At 60.5% G+C, this 15,799-nt stretch carries 14 protein-coding genes and 6 pseudogenes; 8 read left to right on the top strand and 12 right to left on the bottom strand.

The annotated features are described in order from the left end of the window. Positions 1 to 667: 667 nt before the first annotated feature. The 3 genes from ATY29_RS37075 to ATY29_RS27805 all read right to left on the bottom strand — a co-directional run bounded on the left by ATY29_RS37075 (position 668) and on the right by ATY29_RS27805 (position 1,472). The gene (locus ATY29_RS37075) at positions 668 to 811 is read right to left on the bottom strand and encodes a hypothetical protein (RefSeq protein ID WP_164517822.1); all 144 of its coding nucleotides are present in this window, start codon (positions 809 to 811) and stop codon (positions 668 to 670) included. A 39-nt stretch (positions 812 to 850) separates the two neighbouring features. Continuing rightward, a complete protein-coding gene (locus ATY29_RS27810) occupies positions 851 to 1,108 on the bottom strand; it encodes a BON domain-containing protein (protein WP_029875514.1) in 258 nt (85 codons plus the stop codon). A gap of 154 nt (positions 1,109 to 1,262) precedes the next feature. Then, a complete protein-coding gene (locus tag ATY29_RS27805) occupies positions 1,263 to 1,472 on the bottom strand; it encodes a CBS domain-containing protein (RefSeq protein ID WP_008534154.1) in 210 nt (69 codons plus the stop codon). 270 nt (positions 1,473 to 1,742) lie between these two features. On the opposite strand from ATY29_RS27805, the gene ATY29_RS27800 reads away from it, so the two are divergent. Further along, complete coding sequence (locus tag ATY29_RS27800; RefSeq protein ID WP_008534153.1) at positions 1,743 to 2,795, top strand: type III polyketide synthase; 1,053 nt, start codon at positions 1,743 to 1,745, stop codon at positions 2,793 to 2,795. A gap of 220 nt (positions 2,796 to 3,015) precedes the next feature. Here the strand turns inward: ATY29_RS27800 and ATY29_RS37070 are convergent, their stop codons facing one another. After that, the gene (locus ATY29_RS37070; RefSeq protein ID WP_257784652.1) at positions 3,016 to 3,153 is read right to left on the bottom strand and encodes a hypothetical protein; all 138 of its coding nucleotides are present in this window, start codon (positions 3,151 to 3,153) and stop codon (positions 3,016 to 3,018) included. Between the two features lie 628 nt (positions 3,154 to 3,781). Here ATY29_RS37070 and ATY29_RS38375 point away from each other — a divergent pair. After that, positions 3,782 to 4,363 (top strand): annotated as a pseudogene (locus ATY29_RS38375) (response regulator); the annotation flags it as partial. 409 nt (positions 4,364 to 4,772) lie between these two features. Here the strand turns inward: ATY29_RS38375 and ATY29_RS27785 are convergent. From ATY29_RS27785 to ATY29_RS27775, 3 genes and pseudogenes are all read right to left on the bottom strand, one after another. Next, positions 4,773 to 5,421 (bottom strand): annotated as a pseudogene (locus tag ATY29_RS27785) (BON domain-containing protein). A gap of 123 nt (positions 5,422 to 5,544) precedes the next feature. Next, positions 5,545 to 6,900: a trypsin-like peptidase domain-containing protein gene (locus tag ATY29_RS27780; RefSeq protein WP_011053299.1), complete on the bottom strand. Its 1,356-nt coding sequence runs from the start codon at positions 6,898 to 6,900 to the stop codon at positions 5,545 to 5,547. A gap of 108 nt (positions 6,901 to 7,008) precedes the next feature. After that, positions 7,009 to 7,892: pseudogene (locus tag ATY29_RS27775) on the bottom strand (zinc-binding alcohol dehydrogenase family protein); the annotation flags it as partial. Positions 7,893 to 8,028: 136 nt separating this feature from the next. Between ATY29_RS27775 and ATY29_RS27770 the strand changes: the two are divergent. The 3 genes from ATY29_RS27770 to ATY29_RS37945 are packed head-to-tail and all read left to right on the top strand — an operon-like array spanning position 8,029 to position 8,732. Then, the gene (locus tag ATY29_RS27770) at positions 8,029 to 8,328 is read left to right on the top strand and encodes a hypothetical protein (protein ID WP_029875516.1); all 300 of its coding nucleotides are present in this window, start codon (positions 8,029 to 8,031) and stop codon (positions 8,326 to 8,328) included. Positions 8,329 to 8,370: 42 nt separating this feature from the next. Then, positions 8,371 to 8,625, top strand: a complete 255-nt coding sequence (locus ATY29_RS27765; RefSeq protein WP_225880286.1) for a putative universal stress family protein — start codon at positions 8,371 to 8,373, stop codon at positions 8,623 to 8,625. Beyond that, entirely contained in the window at positions 8,622 to 8,732 is a 111-nt protein-coding gene (locus ATY29_RS37945; RefSeq protein WP_244597462.1) for a hypothetical protein, read from the top strand. Before ATY29_RS27765 ends, ATY29_RS37945 begins: the two co-directional genes overlap by 4 nt. Before the next feature lie 426 nt (positions 8,733 to 9,158). On the opposite strand, the pseudogene ATY29_RS27750 reads toward ATY29_RS37945, so the two are convergent. Continuing rightward, positions 9,159 to 9,616, bottom strand: a pseudogene (locus ATY29_RS27750) (pyridoxamine 5'-phosphate oxidase family protein). Between the two features lie 129 nt (positions 9,617 to 9,745). On the opposite strand from ATY29_RS27750, the gene ATY29_RS27745 reads away from it, so the two are divergent. Further along, complete coding sequence (locus tag ATY29_RS27745; protein WP_008534144.1) at positions 9,746 to 10,567, top strand: universal stress protein; 822 nt, start codon at positions 9,746 to 9,748, stop codon at positions 10,565 to 10,567. A 76-nt stretch (positions 10,568 to 10,643) separates the two neighbouring features. Here ATY29_RS27745 and ATY29_RS37940 read toward each other — a convergent pair. The 4 genes and pseudogenes from ATY29_RS37940 to ATY29_RS27725 all read right to left on the bottom strand — a co-directional run. Next, positions 10,644 to 11,511: pseudogene (locus ATY29_RS37940) on the bottom strand (HAD-IC family P-type ATPase); the annotation flags it as partial. A gap of 167 nt (positions 11,512 to 11,678) precedes the next feature. Further along, a complete protein-coding gene (locus ATY29_RS27735) occupies positions 11,679 to 12,773 on the bottom strand; it encodes a nucleotidyltransferase family protein (RefSeq protein ID WP_011053293.1) in 1,095 nt (364 codons plus the stop codon). Between the two features lie 135 nt (positions 12,774 to 12,908). Further along, complete coding sequence (locus tag ATY29_RS27730) at positions 12,909 to 13,463, bottom strand: hypothetical protein (RefSeq protein ID WP_040111699.1); 555 nt, start codon at positions 13,461 to 13,463, stop codon at positions 12,909 to 12,911. A gap of 127 nt (positions 13,464 to 13,590) precedes the next feature. Further along, complete coding sequence (locus ATY29_RS27725) at positions 13,591 to 14,265, bottom strand: transcriptional regulator (protein ID WP_012489415.1); 675 nt, start codon at positions 14,263 to 14,265, stop codon at positions 13,591 to 13,593. A 639-nt stretch (positions 14,266 to 14,904) separates the two neighbouring features. Between ATY29_RS27725 and ATY29_RS38565 the strand changes: the two genes are divergently transcribed. Then, complete coding sequence (locus ATY29_RS38565) at positions 14,905 to 15,231, top strand: hypothetical protein (RefSeq protein WP_425299348.1); 327 nt, start codon at positions 14,905 to 14,907, stop codon at positions 15,229 to 15,231. A gap of 32 nt (positions 15,232 to 15,263) precedes the next feature. Further along, positions 15,264 to 15,454 (top strand): annotated as a pseudogene (locus ATY29_RS37930) (ATP dependent DNA ligase); the annotation flags it as partial. Between the last annotated feature and the right edge of the window lie 345 nt (positions 15,455 to 15,799).

Genomic DNA, 15,799 nt, shown 5'->3' with positions numbered 1-15,799 from the left:
TCGACTCGTTCTGTCGACGACTTGGTCAAGGCCATGGGTATGAGCGGCATCTCCAAAAGCCAGGTGAGCAGCCTAACATCGGGACGAACGCAATCTGCGGGGCGAAGGTGGCTGCGACGGCCATCCTCATCAGCGGCTGGAGATAGATCAGATAACCGCCCACGGTGACAAGGATGCCGATCTGGAGTAGCGGCTCGGAGATGCTGGTCCCAACGAAACTGCCCACCGGTTCCGCTTCCGCAAAGACGATCGACAGCTCAACCCCCTCGAGCGTGGATTCCGATGGCGGCGTCTCGGCCCGATGCAGAACGCGCGCCCCGAGCCAAAGCGTGCTTTTTTCGCCCACCCAGCTTCTTTAGAGGTTGGAGGTGAATTTATCGCGCCCTTCAACACTGCGACCGCGAGATAGAGGGAGACGAGAAAGAGAAGAGACCGGTATGACGCTTGCTCGGTCGCCTCATTGACGATCCGGCGCTGGAGTTCGAGAGGCGCCGCGCCGATAACGAAAAGAGCCAGGGACAGCCCTGCGACCAACGCCTGATGACGCCTTCCCATCAGCCAGATGAAGCCGAATAGTTCGGAGAGCATCGAATCCGTCGCGCCATTTGCGGGACGCGGCCGGACAATTAAATCCTGGAGGGCCAGATGTTCATCGCGCACTCACGGGTCAGAGAGAGCGCTCGACGCGCCCGGTTCGGGAGTCGTCGGATGGCCTCACCAGTAGGACGCTCACGACCGTCCCCACCATGAGGATCAGGATGACGAGGAGAAACCTCGACGCGACGGCGTCTGCGATGACCCTGACAAACATGACGGAAACTCCAGGGACGATTTCATAGTTTGAGAGAGCTCACCATGCGGTAGCCAGGGTGATGTTGTTTACCACGCCGCCGACGCCGCGGATGCTTTCCGCCGCCACCCTGGCCGCCGAGCATTCCAGCTCCGTCTCGACCTCTCCCCTCAGGGTCACTGCCCCGTCGGAGACGGTCGCATTGACGATGGGGAACCTTATTTCGAACTCGGTTTCCAGGCGGCCACGAACGGCCGTCCCTAGGGCCTCGTCGCCGGAAGCAGTACACTGCCGTCGAACATCGAGAAGCGCTCGCATCAAGTCGTGACGGCTGATTATGCCGGCGAGTCTGCCGTTCGGTGTTTGATGTCGTGGGCCTGCAGGAGTTCTGCGAGCTGGCTCGCGGTTGCGCTCGGGGCGGCGCTGACGACGGGCGTCGACATCACGTCCTTGACGCGCCAGCTTCGGGCCTTCACATAGTCCGCCAGTGCATCTTCGCGGTCGCGCGTATGCGGTACCGCCCGTCTCGCCCAGGATGACGCCACCCGGCGCAGCAGGTCTCCCCGGTGACGATGCCGGTGAGCCGCCCTTCGCCATCGATGACGGGCACCGCGCCGATCTTGCTGGCGTTGACGATCTCGACGGCTTCCCTGACGTTGTGTCCCTCGTCGAGCGTCGTCACGGGGTCGTCATGATGTCTCTAGCAAGCATCGCGCTGTCTCCTTTTCGATCGGACAATTACGGAGCCAACTTGTTGAGCGCATTGACGTGGATCAAGGCAGACACGAAGCCGCGGGAGGCATTCTTCACGCGTCGTCGTCTCTGAAGCCTTCCGACGAAGTGCGGCGTCAGGCTCGCCCGCATTGCAACTTATTGAGGATCGAGGCGTTACGGTTCGGTCTCGTCCTCGCGCGGCGTACCAAATTCTTCCCGCGCCGTCGCAAGGAGTCTTATGCAGCAACCCGTCAAGCTGGTATCCGTCGGCACCGCCGTTCCGCCACATGTCATCGACCAGCGTGACGCGGCGCGAGCCTCGCACACCGCGTTCTCATCGCGATTTGGCGATTTCGAAAAGCTGGCAAGGGTGTTCGAAACCTCGGGAATTCGGCGCCGCTATGCCGTCCGGCCGATCGAGTGGTATCTCGAGACGTCGGGATGGCCCGAACGAAACCTCGCTCATATCGAGGGCGCGGGTGCAATGTTCGTCGCCGCCGCCAGCAAGGCTCTCGTGTCGGCGGGCATTGCAGCAGGCGATGTCGACACGATCGTAACCGTCTCCTCGACTGGTATTGCGACACCTAGTCTGGAAGCGAGGGTAAGCCGAGAACTGGGCTTCCGGGACGATGTCGAACGGGTTCCCGTGTTTGGCCTCGGCTGTGCCGGCGGAGTCTCTGGGCTTTCAATCGGGTCACGGCTGGCGGCATCCCGGCCAGGCTCAGTCGTGCTGGTGGTCGCCGTCGAGACCTGCACGTTGGCATTTCGCATGGACAAGCTTACGAAGGCGAACATCGTGGCGACCGCCCTCTTCGGCGACGGGGCCGCCGCCTGCGTGGTGCGTGCTAGTGAGACCGGTCTGGCCGAGGTCGAACTTGCAGGCCAGCATACGTGGCCCGACACGCTAGACATCATGGGATGGAGCGTCGATCCGGAGGGTCTGGGCGTGATCTTCGATCGTGCGATACCACCGTTCGCCGAAACTCATGTGCTGAAGGGCGTAACGTCCATACTCGCCCGATCAGATCTTGCTCCTGCCGACGTTGACCGGTTTGCGTGCCACCCCGGTGGATCAAAGGTTATCACCGCCTTGGAATCGGCGCTTAAACTAAGCCAGGGAACCCTCGACCAGGAACGTGAGGTTCTCTCGGACTATGGGAACATGTCCTCGCCAACCGCGCTGTTCGTACTCGAGAAGCTTCTTGCGCAAGGACTACCCAGGAGAACTGTCCTGACGGCGATGGGACCGGGCTTCACCCTTAGCTGCCTCTCGTTGACGGCTGCAGCATGACCCGGCGATCATTCTCCAGGACGTTTTAAGATCGCATCGTTTGCAGAACGAACAGGACTCGAAACAGGTAGCTGACGCTGCAAAGGCTGCGATTGCCGTGGGACACCCCAAGTCGAAGGCGAGGTTGCCACCTCGCACTCGAATCCTTTCTCCTGCGTGCCGGCGTAGCTGCGGCAGTATGGCTGGTGGTAGTCGCTACCCAATCCGGTCCTCTGTCGCACTAGGAGGAGCGTGCCCAGCGCCAATTCTGGATTTCCGGCAAGTCTTCTCCACGCTCCCGCACGAACGCCCGGTGCTCGTCGAGCTTTGCATGCAAGGCTGCCGTCACATCTGGCACCTTTTCGGCGAGGCCGGGCACGCGCGCGATCGGTCGCGATGTCTATCTGCGTGTATCTGAACCATGCGATCCAGCCATGGCACTGAATGTGCATCGGCAAACAAAAGCGGATTTACAACCAACGTTGTCAGATACGTCTCCCCCAAGCGGCATTGATGTCTCGGAGGCCAGTGTCTCTCGATTACGCCTGTCATCGATCGCCGACCTCGGCAGGCCACAAGGAGTGGGAAACTTTGATCTCCTACGCACTTTGCTCATCGCTTCCCATTCCTAGCTGCATTGAAGCGTATCTGGGGCAGAGTGACTTCAAATAGGCGCTTCAGCGGAGTCCACCGACCGAGGCACTGGATGTTCGCAACCAACTGCCGCTTTTCCGGAAGATGATGAGTTAAGGTGGCAGGAAACGGAATAAGACTGGTTGACGAGAAGCCCGGGAAAAACAACAGAAACTGGTTCGAAAGTTTTTGTTCGTTCATCAGCGCTTTTTGTTGGATTGTGAGAGCACGGATCCTGCCAACTGCTTGATAGCAGTGCTGTATTTCGTGCTCGATAGAACCTGCGAAGCCTTGTCCTCCATCGCAGCTCCTGTCTGCTTTGAGGTGCCCGCCTGCAAGGGCTCTGTTGCAAGATCGACTTCGACTATGTCGGGATGTACCCCGGCGATCCGCCCCGGCAGCTACGTCCTCATTTCCGTGACCGACACCGGCACCGGAATGACGTCCGATGTGATGGAGAGGGCTTTCGACCGTTCTTCACCGCGAAACCGACGGGCTCGGGAACGGGGCTTGGGCTGAGCATGGTCTACGGTTTCGCAAAGCAATCCGCAGGGCACCTGCAGCTCTACAGCGAACTTGGCGAAGGGACGACGGTGCGCCTCTTTCTTCCACGCGCCGACGCCGGAAAGGATTCTCATCCGAACGAGCAGCGGGCTGAGGAAGCCCCGCCTCGGGGCACGGAAACTATCCCGGTGGTCGAGGACGACGCGAGAGTTCGCCGAGTGACGGTCAGCCGCCTGCAGACGCTTGCCTACTTCGTGATCGAAGCTACGAACGGGATCGACGCGTTGAAGGAGCTGGAGGCGGGGCATGACGTAGCGCTCCTGTTCAGTGATGTGGCCATGCCGGGAATGAACGACGACGAACTGGCCCGGAATGTCCGGGAGCGCTGGCCGAGGGTGAAAATTCTCCTGACGTCGGGCTTTTCTGAACCCCATGCCGCGGAAAAGGAGATCGAAGCGGGCGCCGGCTGGCTGAAGAAGCCGTACACTGCATCGGAGATGTCGACCCGTCTCAGGCTGCTGCTCGCCGCGAGGCCTAATAGCGATTCTGCTCGACAGCAGGATTTCAATTTAGAAAAATCAAACCCGAACCTCAATCGCGCTGCCGTTGCGGGGACTCATATCTTTCTTCGCGGAAGATCCCAGCCTACGTCGCCACCCAAGGTCGCTCTCCAACAACAACAATGGTCGCCTTGTGCTCGCGACGGAGGCTCTGCAACGGGTGGTGCGGAATTTCATTCCGAAGACGAGATCTGCGCGCAAGTCGATCAAGGAAATTGGGCTCTATGCGAAGGGCGCTCAGCGGCGCCCTTGCTGCTGAGTGTGGGCAGAGCAGTAACGTCTAGCCAATCCCGATATTCGATCACCCGACCGTCAGTCGGTCGTCGAGAGTTGCTGATCCCTGGAGCGGACCATGCAGCGCGCTCCGCCGCCTGCCGTTCCGACCAGGTCTTCACCTTGCCGGAGAGGATTACCTTTCTGCCTTGGACGTCGATTCTGATTGCATCGGCCTCAAGAGCGGCGTCGCGTTGGAAAGCATCCTCGATGCGTTTCTTGACATCCACCGCCGTAATATGCGGCTTCAGCTCCACTAGGTTGGACACCCCTACTACGCCGGCGAGATGCCGCACGGCGTCGTAGGCAGCGTTCTTTTGATATTGCCACTCGACCTCTCCCCGCAAGGTGATCCACCCTTTGAGGACCCGCACCTGCACCGAATCCTTTGGCACGGAAACGTTCCAGTCGAGCATTTTGACAGCTCGCCGGGCGATGTCGTCGTCGTCTGTTTCCTTCGGCCCGAAAATCCGGACCTCGATATCGGCAGCTATTCCGCGCACGCCCTTGACGCGACTAACCACGCGCTCTGCGGCGTCTTTCTCCGCGTAGGTGCGCGCGTGACCAGTCAGTGTGACGATCCCGCTTTCGACCGCGACGCCGATATCAGCCGCGTCGATACTGGGCTCGAATTCCATTTCGTCGAGAATGTTCTGTCTGAGTTGAATGTCGTTCATGACAACCTCCTTCAGGTTTGCGACGTGCCGATCGTGACAGCGCCGCAGATTTTCGTCGTTGATCTTCATCAAGCACGAGAGCGACCTTGGAATTTCAGCGGACAGAACACGGTCTGCGGGCTGCTACTGGGTCTGCACGTCAGCGGCCACGAAGAGGCGGTGGCCGTTCCTCACGACGGTGATGAGAGCACGGGCATGCTCCTTCACGAGTATTGAGAGGAGTTGCCCGACGTCCGTCACCGGCTGCTGGTCGAGAGCGACGATAACGTCGTCCGGCTGCAGGCCGGCCTGTGCCGCGACCGAACCCTCGGCGACGACGACGACGCGGGCGCCGGGACCATCGGGAGAGTTCGCCATCTCGGCGTCGGCGAGAGGGCCGCGGCCGATATGAATGGTACGCGGAGCAGCCGGTTCGGCAACCGGTGCGTCGGACACCACGGGAAATGCTTCTATCCTTCGGCTCGCGCGGTCGATCTGGAAGGACGGCTTGGACTGCAACGGTAGCGATCCCACAAGCCTTCGAACGTCGGACGCGCCGCGCACCGTCCTTCCGTCGACCATCCGAATGACGTCGCCCGGCTGAATTCCTGCATTTGCCGCCGGTGAACCCGGAAGGACTTCGCTGACCAGCGCGCCCGCCCCTTCATCGATGCCGAACGCCTTTGCGAGACCGGGCGTCAGGTCCTGCGTTAAAATTCCCACCTCGCCGCGTACCAACTTGCCGGTCAGGATGAGCTGCCGCATCACGATGCCGACAGTCTCGGCTGGGACCGCAAAACCGATGCCGATGCTTCCTCCGGCGGGGCCGATGATCGCGCTATTGATCCCGACCACGACGCCGTCCTCGCTTACAAGCGCGCCGCCCGAATTGCCGGGATTGGTCGACGCGTCCGTCTGAATGAATCCTTCGTACCCCTCCGATCCCACGGCACGGCGCCCAAGCGCGCTTACGATGCCCATCGTCGCGGTCTGGCCCAGGCCGAAGGGATTCCCGATCGCCACGACGACGTCGCCGACGTGAAGCGAGGACGCGCTTCCAAACTCGGCTTGAACAAGATGATCAGGTGGAATTTGAACGACAGCGACATCCGTCTCGGGATCGGCGCCGACAAGTTTCGCTTGGAAGCGTCGGCCGTCGGAGAGCGCCACCTCGATTTTTGAGGCGCTTGCTATGACATGCTGGTTGGTGACGATGTAGCCGTGGACCTCGTCGATGACGACACCCGATCCGGCCGATTGGAAGCTGTGCTCTGCCGGCGCAGCGTCGTCAGGTAGTCCGAAGAACTTTCTGTAGAAGGGATCAGCAAGCGTTGCATCCGCGTCGTCGAGTTCCCTGCCCTGCACCGAGATGCTGACGACGCTCGGCACGACACGCTGGAGCATCGGCGCGAGCGACAGGCTGTCTGCAACGGCTGGAGCCGACAATAGGCTCTCACCTGCGATGAAGAGCGCCGCCAAGGCGAGCAACGAACGCGACATCTCTGATCTCCTTGCGGAAGCGCCGCCGGTTGTCGGCGGACGTCTTGACGAAGAAGCTTTTGTGTAGCGCAAGCAAAGCGCATTGATCCTTGTCAAGGGGAACATCGGCTACGGAACGATCACGGCGGCTCCAGAGACACGGCCTGCGCGCAGATCGTCGAGAGCCTCGTTCGCATGCTCGAGGGGGTAGACGCTGGTGAAGCATCTGACCCCTGCCGCCTTCCCGATCGAGAAGAATTCCGCCCCGTCGCTCCGCGTCAGGTTCGCCACCGAGACGACCCGCCGCTCGCCCCAGAGCAGACGATAGGGCATGCTCGGAATGTCTGACATGTCGATGCCGCCGCAGACCACCGTTCCGCCCTTCCGCACCACGTCGAGCGCCATTGGCACGAGCTCGCCGGCCGGCGCGAAGATGATGGCGGCGTCGAGCGGCACCGGCGGCTTTTCACCGGAAAACCCGGCCCAGACGGCGCCAAGATCAAGCGTGAACTTCCGTCCGGCCTCGTCACCGGGAAGCACAAACGCATAGACGCTCTGGCCTCGATGCTTGCACACCTGCACGAGGATGTGGGCGGCCGCGCCGAACCCATAGATGCCGATCGTCCTCCCCTCGCCCGCCATCTTCAGGGATTGCCACCCGATGAGGCCCGCGCAGAGAAGAGGCGCGGTCGCCACCGGGTCCGCATCTTCAGGCAGTTCGAACGCGTAGCCCGCCTCGGCCGCCGCATGGGCCGCAAAGCCGCCGTCGATTGTGTACCCGTGAAGCCAGGATCGTTGCACAGGTTCTCGCGACCCTCTCGGCAATATGCGCAGTGCCCGCAGGTATGGCCCAGCCAAGGTACCCCGACTTTTTGACCGACAAGGCGACGAGGAAGGCCCTCGCCCGTTGCGATCACGGTTCCGACAATCTCATGCCCTGGAACGAGAGGAAGCTTTGGCTGGGAGAGGTCTCCTTCGCAGACGTGAAGGTCCGTCCGGCAGACGCCGCAGGCCACAGTCGTATCGCCACCTTCCCCACCTTGGCTTGATCCCGGTCAAACATCCGGATTGATGCTCGTCAAAGACAAACGCCCGGGGACAGATAGGCTCCTGGACACAGCGCCACGACCTCATCCAAAGGAGACGGACATGCGCGAACAAGAAAAGACCGGCAAGACAGAAACGAACGCTGCCACGACCATTCCTCCCGTCGAGCGAACGTCCGCAGACCTTGTTCTCGGACGTCGGGACGAGGATCGCTGGGAAGTGACGGCGGCGACGCCGCGAGGCCAGGCATGGGCGAGAGATCACTTCTGCTGCGCCCTGCGGCAATCCTTCACGGGCACCATGTGTCTCGACATCATGAGCGCCGATCGGCTTCTCAAGGAAGCGCATGACGACGGACTGACGACCGAGTTCGTTAGCCTGTCTGGCAAGGACATATACTGACATGTTCGCCACGGCGCCATCGGCCGAGGATCCCGGCAACGCATGCTCCACCTCGTCGAAACGGCCCACGCGCAGATCGCGCCCAACGGAAGCCTCCACCTCGTTCACGCGGTGGAGGGCCTGCCCTCATCGGCCTCGCCGAACGATTGGGCGGTTGAGGTGATGGGAGCCTCCGAGACCAGGCTTTCGGAAGCCCCGCGGTCGACCGAGACTCCTGCTTCTATACACGTCCGAGCGGGCAACCCGTCGCAGCTCATCGTCGCCATCGCAAAGGAGATGCCGCCGATCTCGCCGTGATCGCCTCTCGCCGCGACGACGTGCTCCACCGCGTCTTCGCCTCGGTCGTGGACCACGTCGTGCAGCGCGCACCATGCACCGTGCTCGTCTTGCGAACCATCCGATGAGCCGCGGGCTTCACACGACCGTCTTCGCTTCAGCCTCGTTGGCCTGACCGGCGGCGACGTCGCGACACATTTCGGCGGCGTGCGACAACGTTCGTGACCCGGCCTCACACAGTCGCGCCACCTCTCTAGGATACTCCTCCAGCTCGCCCTCGACATAGTCCGAAAGAACCTCGACCGCATCACCGTGGTCGATACTGCGGGCAAGTCGAGTCGGAAATTCAAAGCATCGAAGCCCTCGCCGGGCGGCGGACGCCGTCAAATCCGCAGTGACCGCGGCCGACCGGCAAAGATCTCGTCTTGAATCAGAGCGCCCGCGCGAAACGCGGGTGCGAGGTGAAATTAGATGTGGCGCTTGGATATAGGCCGCGTAGATATGGCATGTGGTGCTCCGATTGTGGGATGCGGGTTCGGCTCGAGCATCGACGGTCATTCCGTTCTGACTGCACTGCGTCCCGACACGGCCGTGACGGCAATGCCGTAGAAGACATGAGGAGAGCCATCGGGTGCATGGGGAACTCCTGGGGCTTCATAGAGCCGATTTCCCACCAGTCCGAATACTTTTGGAGAAGACCACGCGTGGAGCCGTTCGCTTTGTCGCGCCTCGCTGTCAGGAAATTCCTCGAACCTGCCTTCGACGACGATGCTCGTCCACCCGCCGGCGCTCGAACGCTGCTCGATGTGTAGGCAGACCTTGTCGTTCCCCGCATCCAGTCGAGCTTTTTGCCGGGCATGGTGAAGCTATAGGCGACGCCGTTGGAAAAGGCGAAATAGATCGCCGCCACGTAGAGCTGCCCATCCTTGCAGCATGCCAGATGACCGAAACGCTCGTTCTCCAGGATGCGGTAGCACTCACCGGGGTTGATCTCCGTCAGATTGATCGTCATGGCCGTATCCTCCAGCTTCGATGAAGGCGCGATTATAGGAGCTTCATTGCGCCGCGGCCTTGACCAAGCGCAATGCGAACTCTCTCAGCGGCATGCATCATGACGGAAGTTTAACCTCAGGAGGCAAGCATGAAGCCGCAGTTCCATCTCCCGTTGTCGACCTATCCCGACGCGAGTTCCTTCGCCATAATCGACAATGCTATCGGCCTCGCTAGGCAAAATGACGCCCATCTCGTCGCCAGTATTCCACAAGTCCGGATCCCCCAGGTCCATCCGCCCTTTCCCACCGTTATCGATGTCGAGACATGGCGGGGACAAGCAGAACGGTATAGCCGGGACAGCGGGACTTCGCTGCGGGGACACATCGCCGACGCTATTTCGGAAACTGGCTTCGAGGTGCGAATCCACGGATTCGAGGTCAGGGAACCGTTCGTCTATGAACGCTTTTCTGAAATTGCCAAGTGCTACGACCTTTCCATCGTCGAAGCCTCGGAGCTCTCCCGGCAACTCTCCGAAACGCTGCTATTCGGAAGCGGCCGTCCGCTCGTGCTATTTCCAGCCACCAGCGTCTACTCTCGTGTGGACACGATCGCCGTCGCCTGGGACGGCAGCGCCACCGCAGCGCGCGCCCTTTCCAGCGCACGGGTCTTCATCGAACGCGCGATCAAGGTGCAGGTCATCTCGATCACCGACGACAAGGAGATCGACGAGGCGAACCGCGCCCTCCTGATCTCTTCGTTGAAGCATTCGGGACTCGACGTGGATGACGTATCGATCCAGGCAGGCGGCGAGACCGCGACAGGCGCCATCCAATCGGCCGCGCTGGAACGAAAGGCGGACCTTCTGGTCGCGGGCGGATTTGGCCATTCGCGGCTTCGTGAGTTCATCCTCGGCGGCGTCACTCGAGAACTTCTCGTCAAGGCCGAGCTACTAGTGCTTCTCGCCCATTAGAGGGCGCGAAGGGCGTTAGAATGACCGCGACGTCGATGGCCTCCTGAAGCAATGCCCCGCCGACTGGCGGAAGGTATTGAAGCCGGTCTTCGAGCGTGATCGTGCCAGCCGGCGTGCCGTCAAACACTACCTTGACACGCATTGCGCTGCCTGACCCGTTAGGCCCGGACGGCGGCGCCTCTGCGAAATAGGCGTCTCCTCCGACGCCGACGCGCACGCCATCGACGATTCCGGATCCCGCGGTCTCGGTCACCTCCGATGGGCGGCTCACTACCAACCCACGTCTATGCGCCTCGTCCACCAGCGCGCGTCCGACCACATGGCCCGACGCCTGGTCCAGCGAGGCGGCCAGCCGCAGGATCCTGTTAGGATGCTCCGATCCCTCGATGTGGCCGACTTCGGGCTGTCCCGCGGTGAGCGTCCCCGTCTTGTCGAACACCGCCACGGTGGCCTGGACGAGTGCCTCGAGAGGTCCCGCACCCTTCACCAGAACGCCCTCCTTCGCAAGTGCGACGGGTACGGCCAGGATCAACGGACAGGGCGTGGCGACGACCAGCACGGCCACGATCCTTGACAGGTCTCCGGACATGAACGCCGAGACGCCTGCAATCGCTACCGTGGCGAACAAGAACCACACCGAGAACCGGTCGGCCAGTCGCATCAGCTTCGCCTTGGAGCGCCTCGATGCTTCCACGAGCCTCACTATTCCGGTATTCCGGCATAGGTGCTGTCTCGGCGCGACTTAGAACGCGGATTTCGATCACGTCCCCCTCGTTCGTAGCGCCACTTGAAATGTTGCCATCCCTCGCGATGCGCACCCTTAAGGGCTCTCCGGTCAGGACCGCCTGGTCGATCGTCGCGACTTCGCTGACGAGAGCCCCGTCGGCCGGTACGACGTCGCCCTTGCGTATCAGGAGCACGTCGCCGACCGCGATCTTCTCGATTGACCCCCTTGCTATGTAGATCAGCGCTTCGCCTGCCCGGCGCTGGCCGGGGCCAGATCTGAGACCGTGCGATGCAGATATTCGGCACAGGACCCCGCAGGACCATATTCATCTTCATTGTCTTCACGACTTCGAATCAAATCAACTGCTTAGCCTTGAAAGACGGCCTATTCTCCAAACGGAAGTTCAATTTCTTCGCCGTTTCTTTTTCCGCCCTCGGTCAGGACCGTGTTGAGCCGCTCGGCATCTTGTGCTGGCAGCATTCCCGCCCCGGTTCGAATACCTTCTCGCCATGTAGGCCCGCGCCTCCATGCTTCGTTGTAGACGAGCGCCAAGTCAGTAGATCGCCTTGTCTGCTGCAGCGCTTCGAAGAGCAGCGCAGCTTGTCGGATGTCCTTCTCACGCTTCGCCGGCCCCTGCCCGTCCGTGTTTCGGCGGCTGGCGACTATTAGCTTGTGGACGGCATACCGGGACGGATCAGGGACGACGACCGGAACACCGCTTCGGTGGAGCAGCATTGTCCTGACGGGTTCCCTTATGAGGAAGTCGAGAAAGCGCAGTGGATCCGCGCTGGCGCCACCAAGAGCGGGCATCTTCGCCGGCTGATCGATGTAGTCATCCGAACCACGGTTCGACGTCAGGAACTCAACCCTGTAGCCGTCGGCATTCTGAAACGCTGACGAGACCGCGGCTCCCGATCGATGTGGAACTGGACGAAAGCTGGCGTCGACGCCCTGCAGCAACTCAAGGATCGAAGGCAGACTATCTTCGACCTCCCGACTGATGGCATAGTCCTGGGCGATGTCAGCATCGCCGGTCAGGATCGCAGCCATGGGAAGACGGACACCGAGCAGTCCTGAATAGCACTGAAAGGCCACCGTGCCTATGAGAATACCCCGGAGCCGAAAGAGACCGCCATCGGCAAGAGCCTCGACGATATCGCCCGACATGGCGTCAGGGGCGATCATCCCGCCTTCGCGGGTCAGGGTATTTACCAAGCGCCTGCGAGCGCGTAGATCGTCCTTGTCCCGCTTATGATCAGCTACGCGCTGTGCGATAACCGGATCATCAGCGGAACCGACGTAACGACGTTTCGTACCACCATGTCCATCCGGGATGTCGAAATACCAGTACTTGCGCCCCTTGATGTTTGCCGGGGTGAACCGACCCTCCGGAGGGAAATCGGCCGTCCAAGCGGCGTCGAGCGAGCGCTGACCGAGCTCAGCGAGCATCGTCTGATACATGAGGTCGATGGACTTCATAGCTCGACTCCAGGGTTATACTGTTTTTCAAAAACAGTATAACCGTCGTGAGGATAGGTCGCAAGATAGGATGCCGCCTCTATCGTCTTGAAAGGACACCTGCAACAAGCTTAAAAGGCAGGCAGCGCGTCACGCTCATGGTTCAAACCGCTCCAGCATTTTTCTCAACTGCGCGTTTTGCAACGTTAGCTTTCTGGCCAGCTGATCCCTGAGCATCCTGATCTCGTCATCGAGGCTCATCCCGTTTGCAGTTTGGATAAATTGGGGATCGTTCGCAATCGCCACCGCTTCCTTGCTGCGGCTCCTTTGCTCGCGCGGTGCGACCTCGGCAGTTCGCTTGATCCAAGCGGCATCATGTGCAGCGGTGGCGTTGATACCCGTACCACCGGATATAGCGGGATCAGCGACCTCCACGATTTCGGCAACTTCGCCGTCGACCTTGTCGTGGACATCGCTTTCGGCTTCTTCGGAATGCACAGGCTTGAGGGAAACTGCACCGGGTTGACCGTGACGAGGTAGCTCCGCGCCTGCCGGCCGACCATCGCTATTCAGGCTGTCCTCGGCAGGCGTTTCAGTCGGACCAGAACTAGGCAACGCCTCCGGCGAAACCTTCTCGGTCGAGCCGTTTTTTCGCTTTTGTTCGCGTCCCGGTGAGACCAGTCGGGCAAGAAATTTCCAGGGAGACGCCATCTATCCGACCTCGCGTTTTATCCCGCAAGCAGGCAGTAAGTCTTCATTCCGGCAACAGCTCACCGTCGCCAAATTTTATCTCTTGATAAGCATGGAAATGCGGCCGGCGATTGACCAGCTGCTTTTATCAATCGAGTTTGAGCCGTTTGCGCAGATCGGCATTTTCAGCGCGAAGTTTTTCAGCCAGAAGCTTGCGCAGCCGCTGATTTTCCTCTTCTAACTGCAGGAGGTCCGCCATTTCATCGATCGCTGTCGTCGGCGCGGCCGAGGCTGTCTGCACCGCCTTCGGAGCACGGCGCACAGGTGCGCGTTTGGCGCTCGCCGCAGCTTCGATCACCTTTGTCTTGCGCCCTCTCCTCTTCACACCACCGGCGCCGGCCAGAGCAGCTGCTGGCTCTGCCGTAGTGTCAGCTGACGCGGTTTCGAGTGCCGCGGCTTTCTTGGCCCTGGGTTTGCGCTGTTTCTTCGGCGTAATTGGCGTTTCGACAACGGCCGGCACATCGGCACTGGTTGCAGTATCAGTCTCGTCGGCCATGCTTATCTCCTGTGCATCTGATGCAGTTGTCGACGGCTCAAGAGGCGGTGTCAACAACGACTCAGCCTGATCTGGTTTTGGTAGAGAAATTTCGCTGTCGGATTTGCCACTCTGAGAGCTATCCGACAGAAACGGCATTGCCTCTTCGTCTAGGTCGCGAGCGACGGACTTTAGGTCCACGTTGCCCCAGATCGAGTTCGACCTAGTATCGAGTTTTCGTCTGCCGCTTTTGTACTCGACGGCAAAACTGCGTTGCACTTTTTTCAATATAAAAGGCCTTGAAAATTCATTGGATGATTTGGTGATGGGGTGGTATATCCGAAATAACGATTACCGGACTGCCCGTCTATAGCCACGCTCAAATGTCCACCTCACCTTTCCAGGAGCAGAATTCGTGGCCAGTCGAATGGGGGATGAGACGGGTGAGGCTACATTGGCCCTGAACGAAGTCAAACCGTACTGATTCAAAAGTTGCACGTGGGCAACTTATCGGCGAGCTTCCTTGTTGTACATCGCCGGAGTCTTAAAAGATTTTCCGCCAACCCCGACGCGGTCTATGTAGCGCATCCAGAGCGCCGGCGTTGCCAGCGCGCACGGGCGAAGGCCAGATCGATCGGCACCACCGTCGTCACGCATGAACTGCCGAACCCTCAATCGAAGAAGCAATGCGCCTGTCAACCTTGTCTTTCTTTGCTCGCCTGCCGGGCCAGTTCCCTTCGATCCGTTATGCGATCTTCCTCGGCACCACAATCGGCGTGGTGACGAAGCTGATAAGGAAATGTCGCTGGGCGGGCACAGTGTTGTATCTTCAAATATGGAAGCCAAGATCGTTGCGACCCCTTGGGCAGAAGTGGGGCGGAGATCGACCATGATCGTCCCGTACCGCGAGGAATGCCGCCAGCTCCAATCATCGATGCCCATAACCCGCGGATTTCCGACGAAGCCATTGAGAAATGGGAAGGTAAGCCGCTTTACACCTTCGCCGGAGACAAGAAGCCCGGCGATATGACCGGTCGTCAGCAACCGGCGTCAGCGCCCCTCCCAGCCGATGCGAGGTGTAGCAGAAGCACGGCGTTCGGCGATTCGAGCAGCGAAGCCGGCACACTCGCTTGTCGGATATCGTCCCGCCGAGCAGCCGCCCAGAGCGGCGAGGCCATTACCCTGACGCCTTCTGCGCCGCGCTCATCAATTCCACAGCCGATGGGTTTTTATGCGCCGGCACAGATTGTGTGATGCGAGAGCACACAGCGTCGAGGTTCGGTCGGTCTGCATCAACGGGCTTCAAGGAAGCCGAGGCCATCCGATTGCGGAAGATGCTGGACAAGCTGCGCTGGAAGCGAAAGCAGCCGCCCCTGCCCTATTCCTGAAGTGCCGCTATTGTCTGGGTCGAGCCGACCCTGGTCGCCGAGATCGAGTTTCCTGGACAGCTGATGGGAAACTTCGCCATCCATCCTAACAAGCGGAGGTGGCGTCTAAGGTGAAATACGCCGACTTCAACCAGATCACCCCGCAGCAAAAAGGCTCCGACGACCCTTCCGGCCATTGCGTACGGACCCAGAACAGATCGTTAGCCTGCGGCTGACGCCATTCGTTCGGCCGCGGCTCACACAGCGCCACTTGGCGTATTCAAAAGCGCCGAGGCTCTTCGCGCAGCGTTGGAAGAGCGAAGCCATTGAATCTTGTGAAGCATTCGGTTGCGCCGCGCGCGGATTTCAACTAGGTTTCGCAGCGAGGCAGTACGCGCTGCCCTGGGGTGTGGAAACCCCTACACGTGGTTGATGCCGGCCGTAACGGCATCACA

Origin of the sequence: Rhizobium hidalgonense, from assembly GCF_002914525.1 — a bacterium.
In the GTDB taxonomy this organism is placed as follows: Bacteria; Pseudomonadota; Alphaproteobacteria; order Rhizobiales; family Rhizobiaceae; genus Rhizobium; species Rhizobium hidalgonense.
This window is presented reverse-complemented; position numbering and strand designations above follow the sequence as displayed.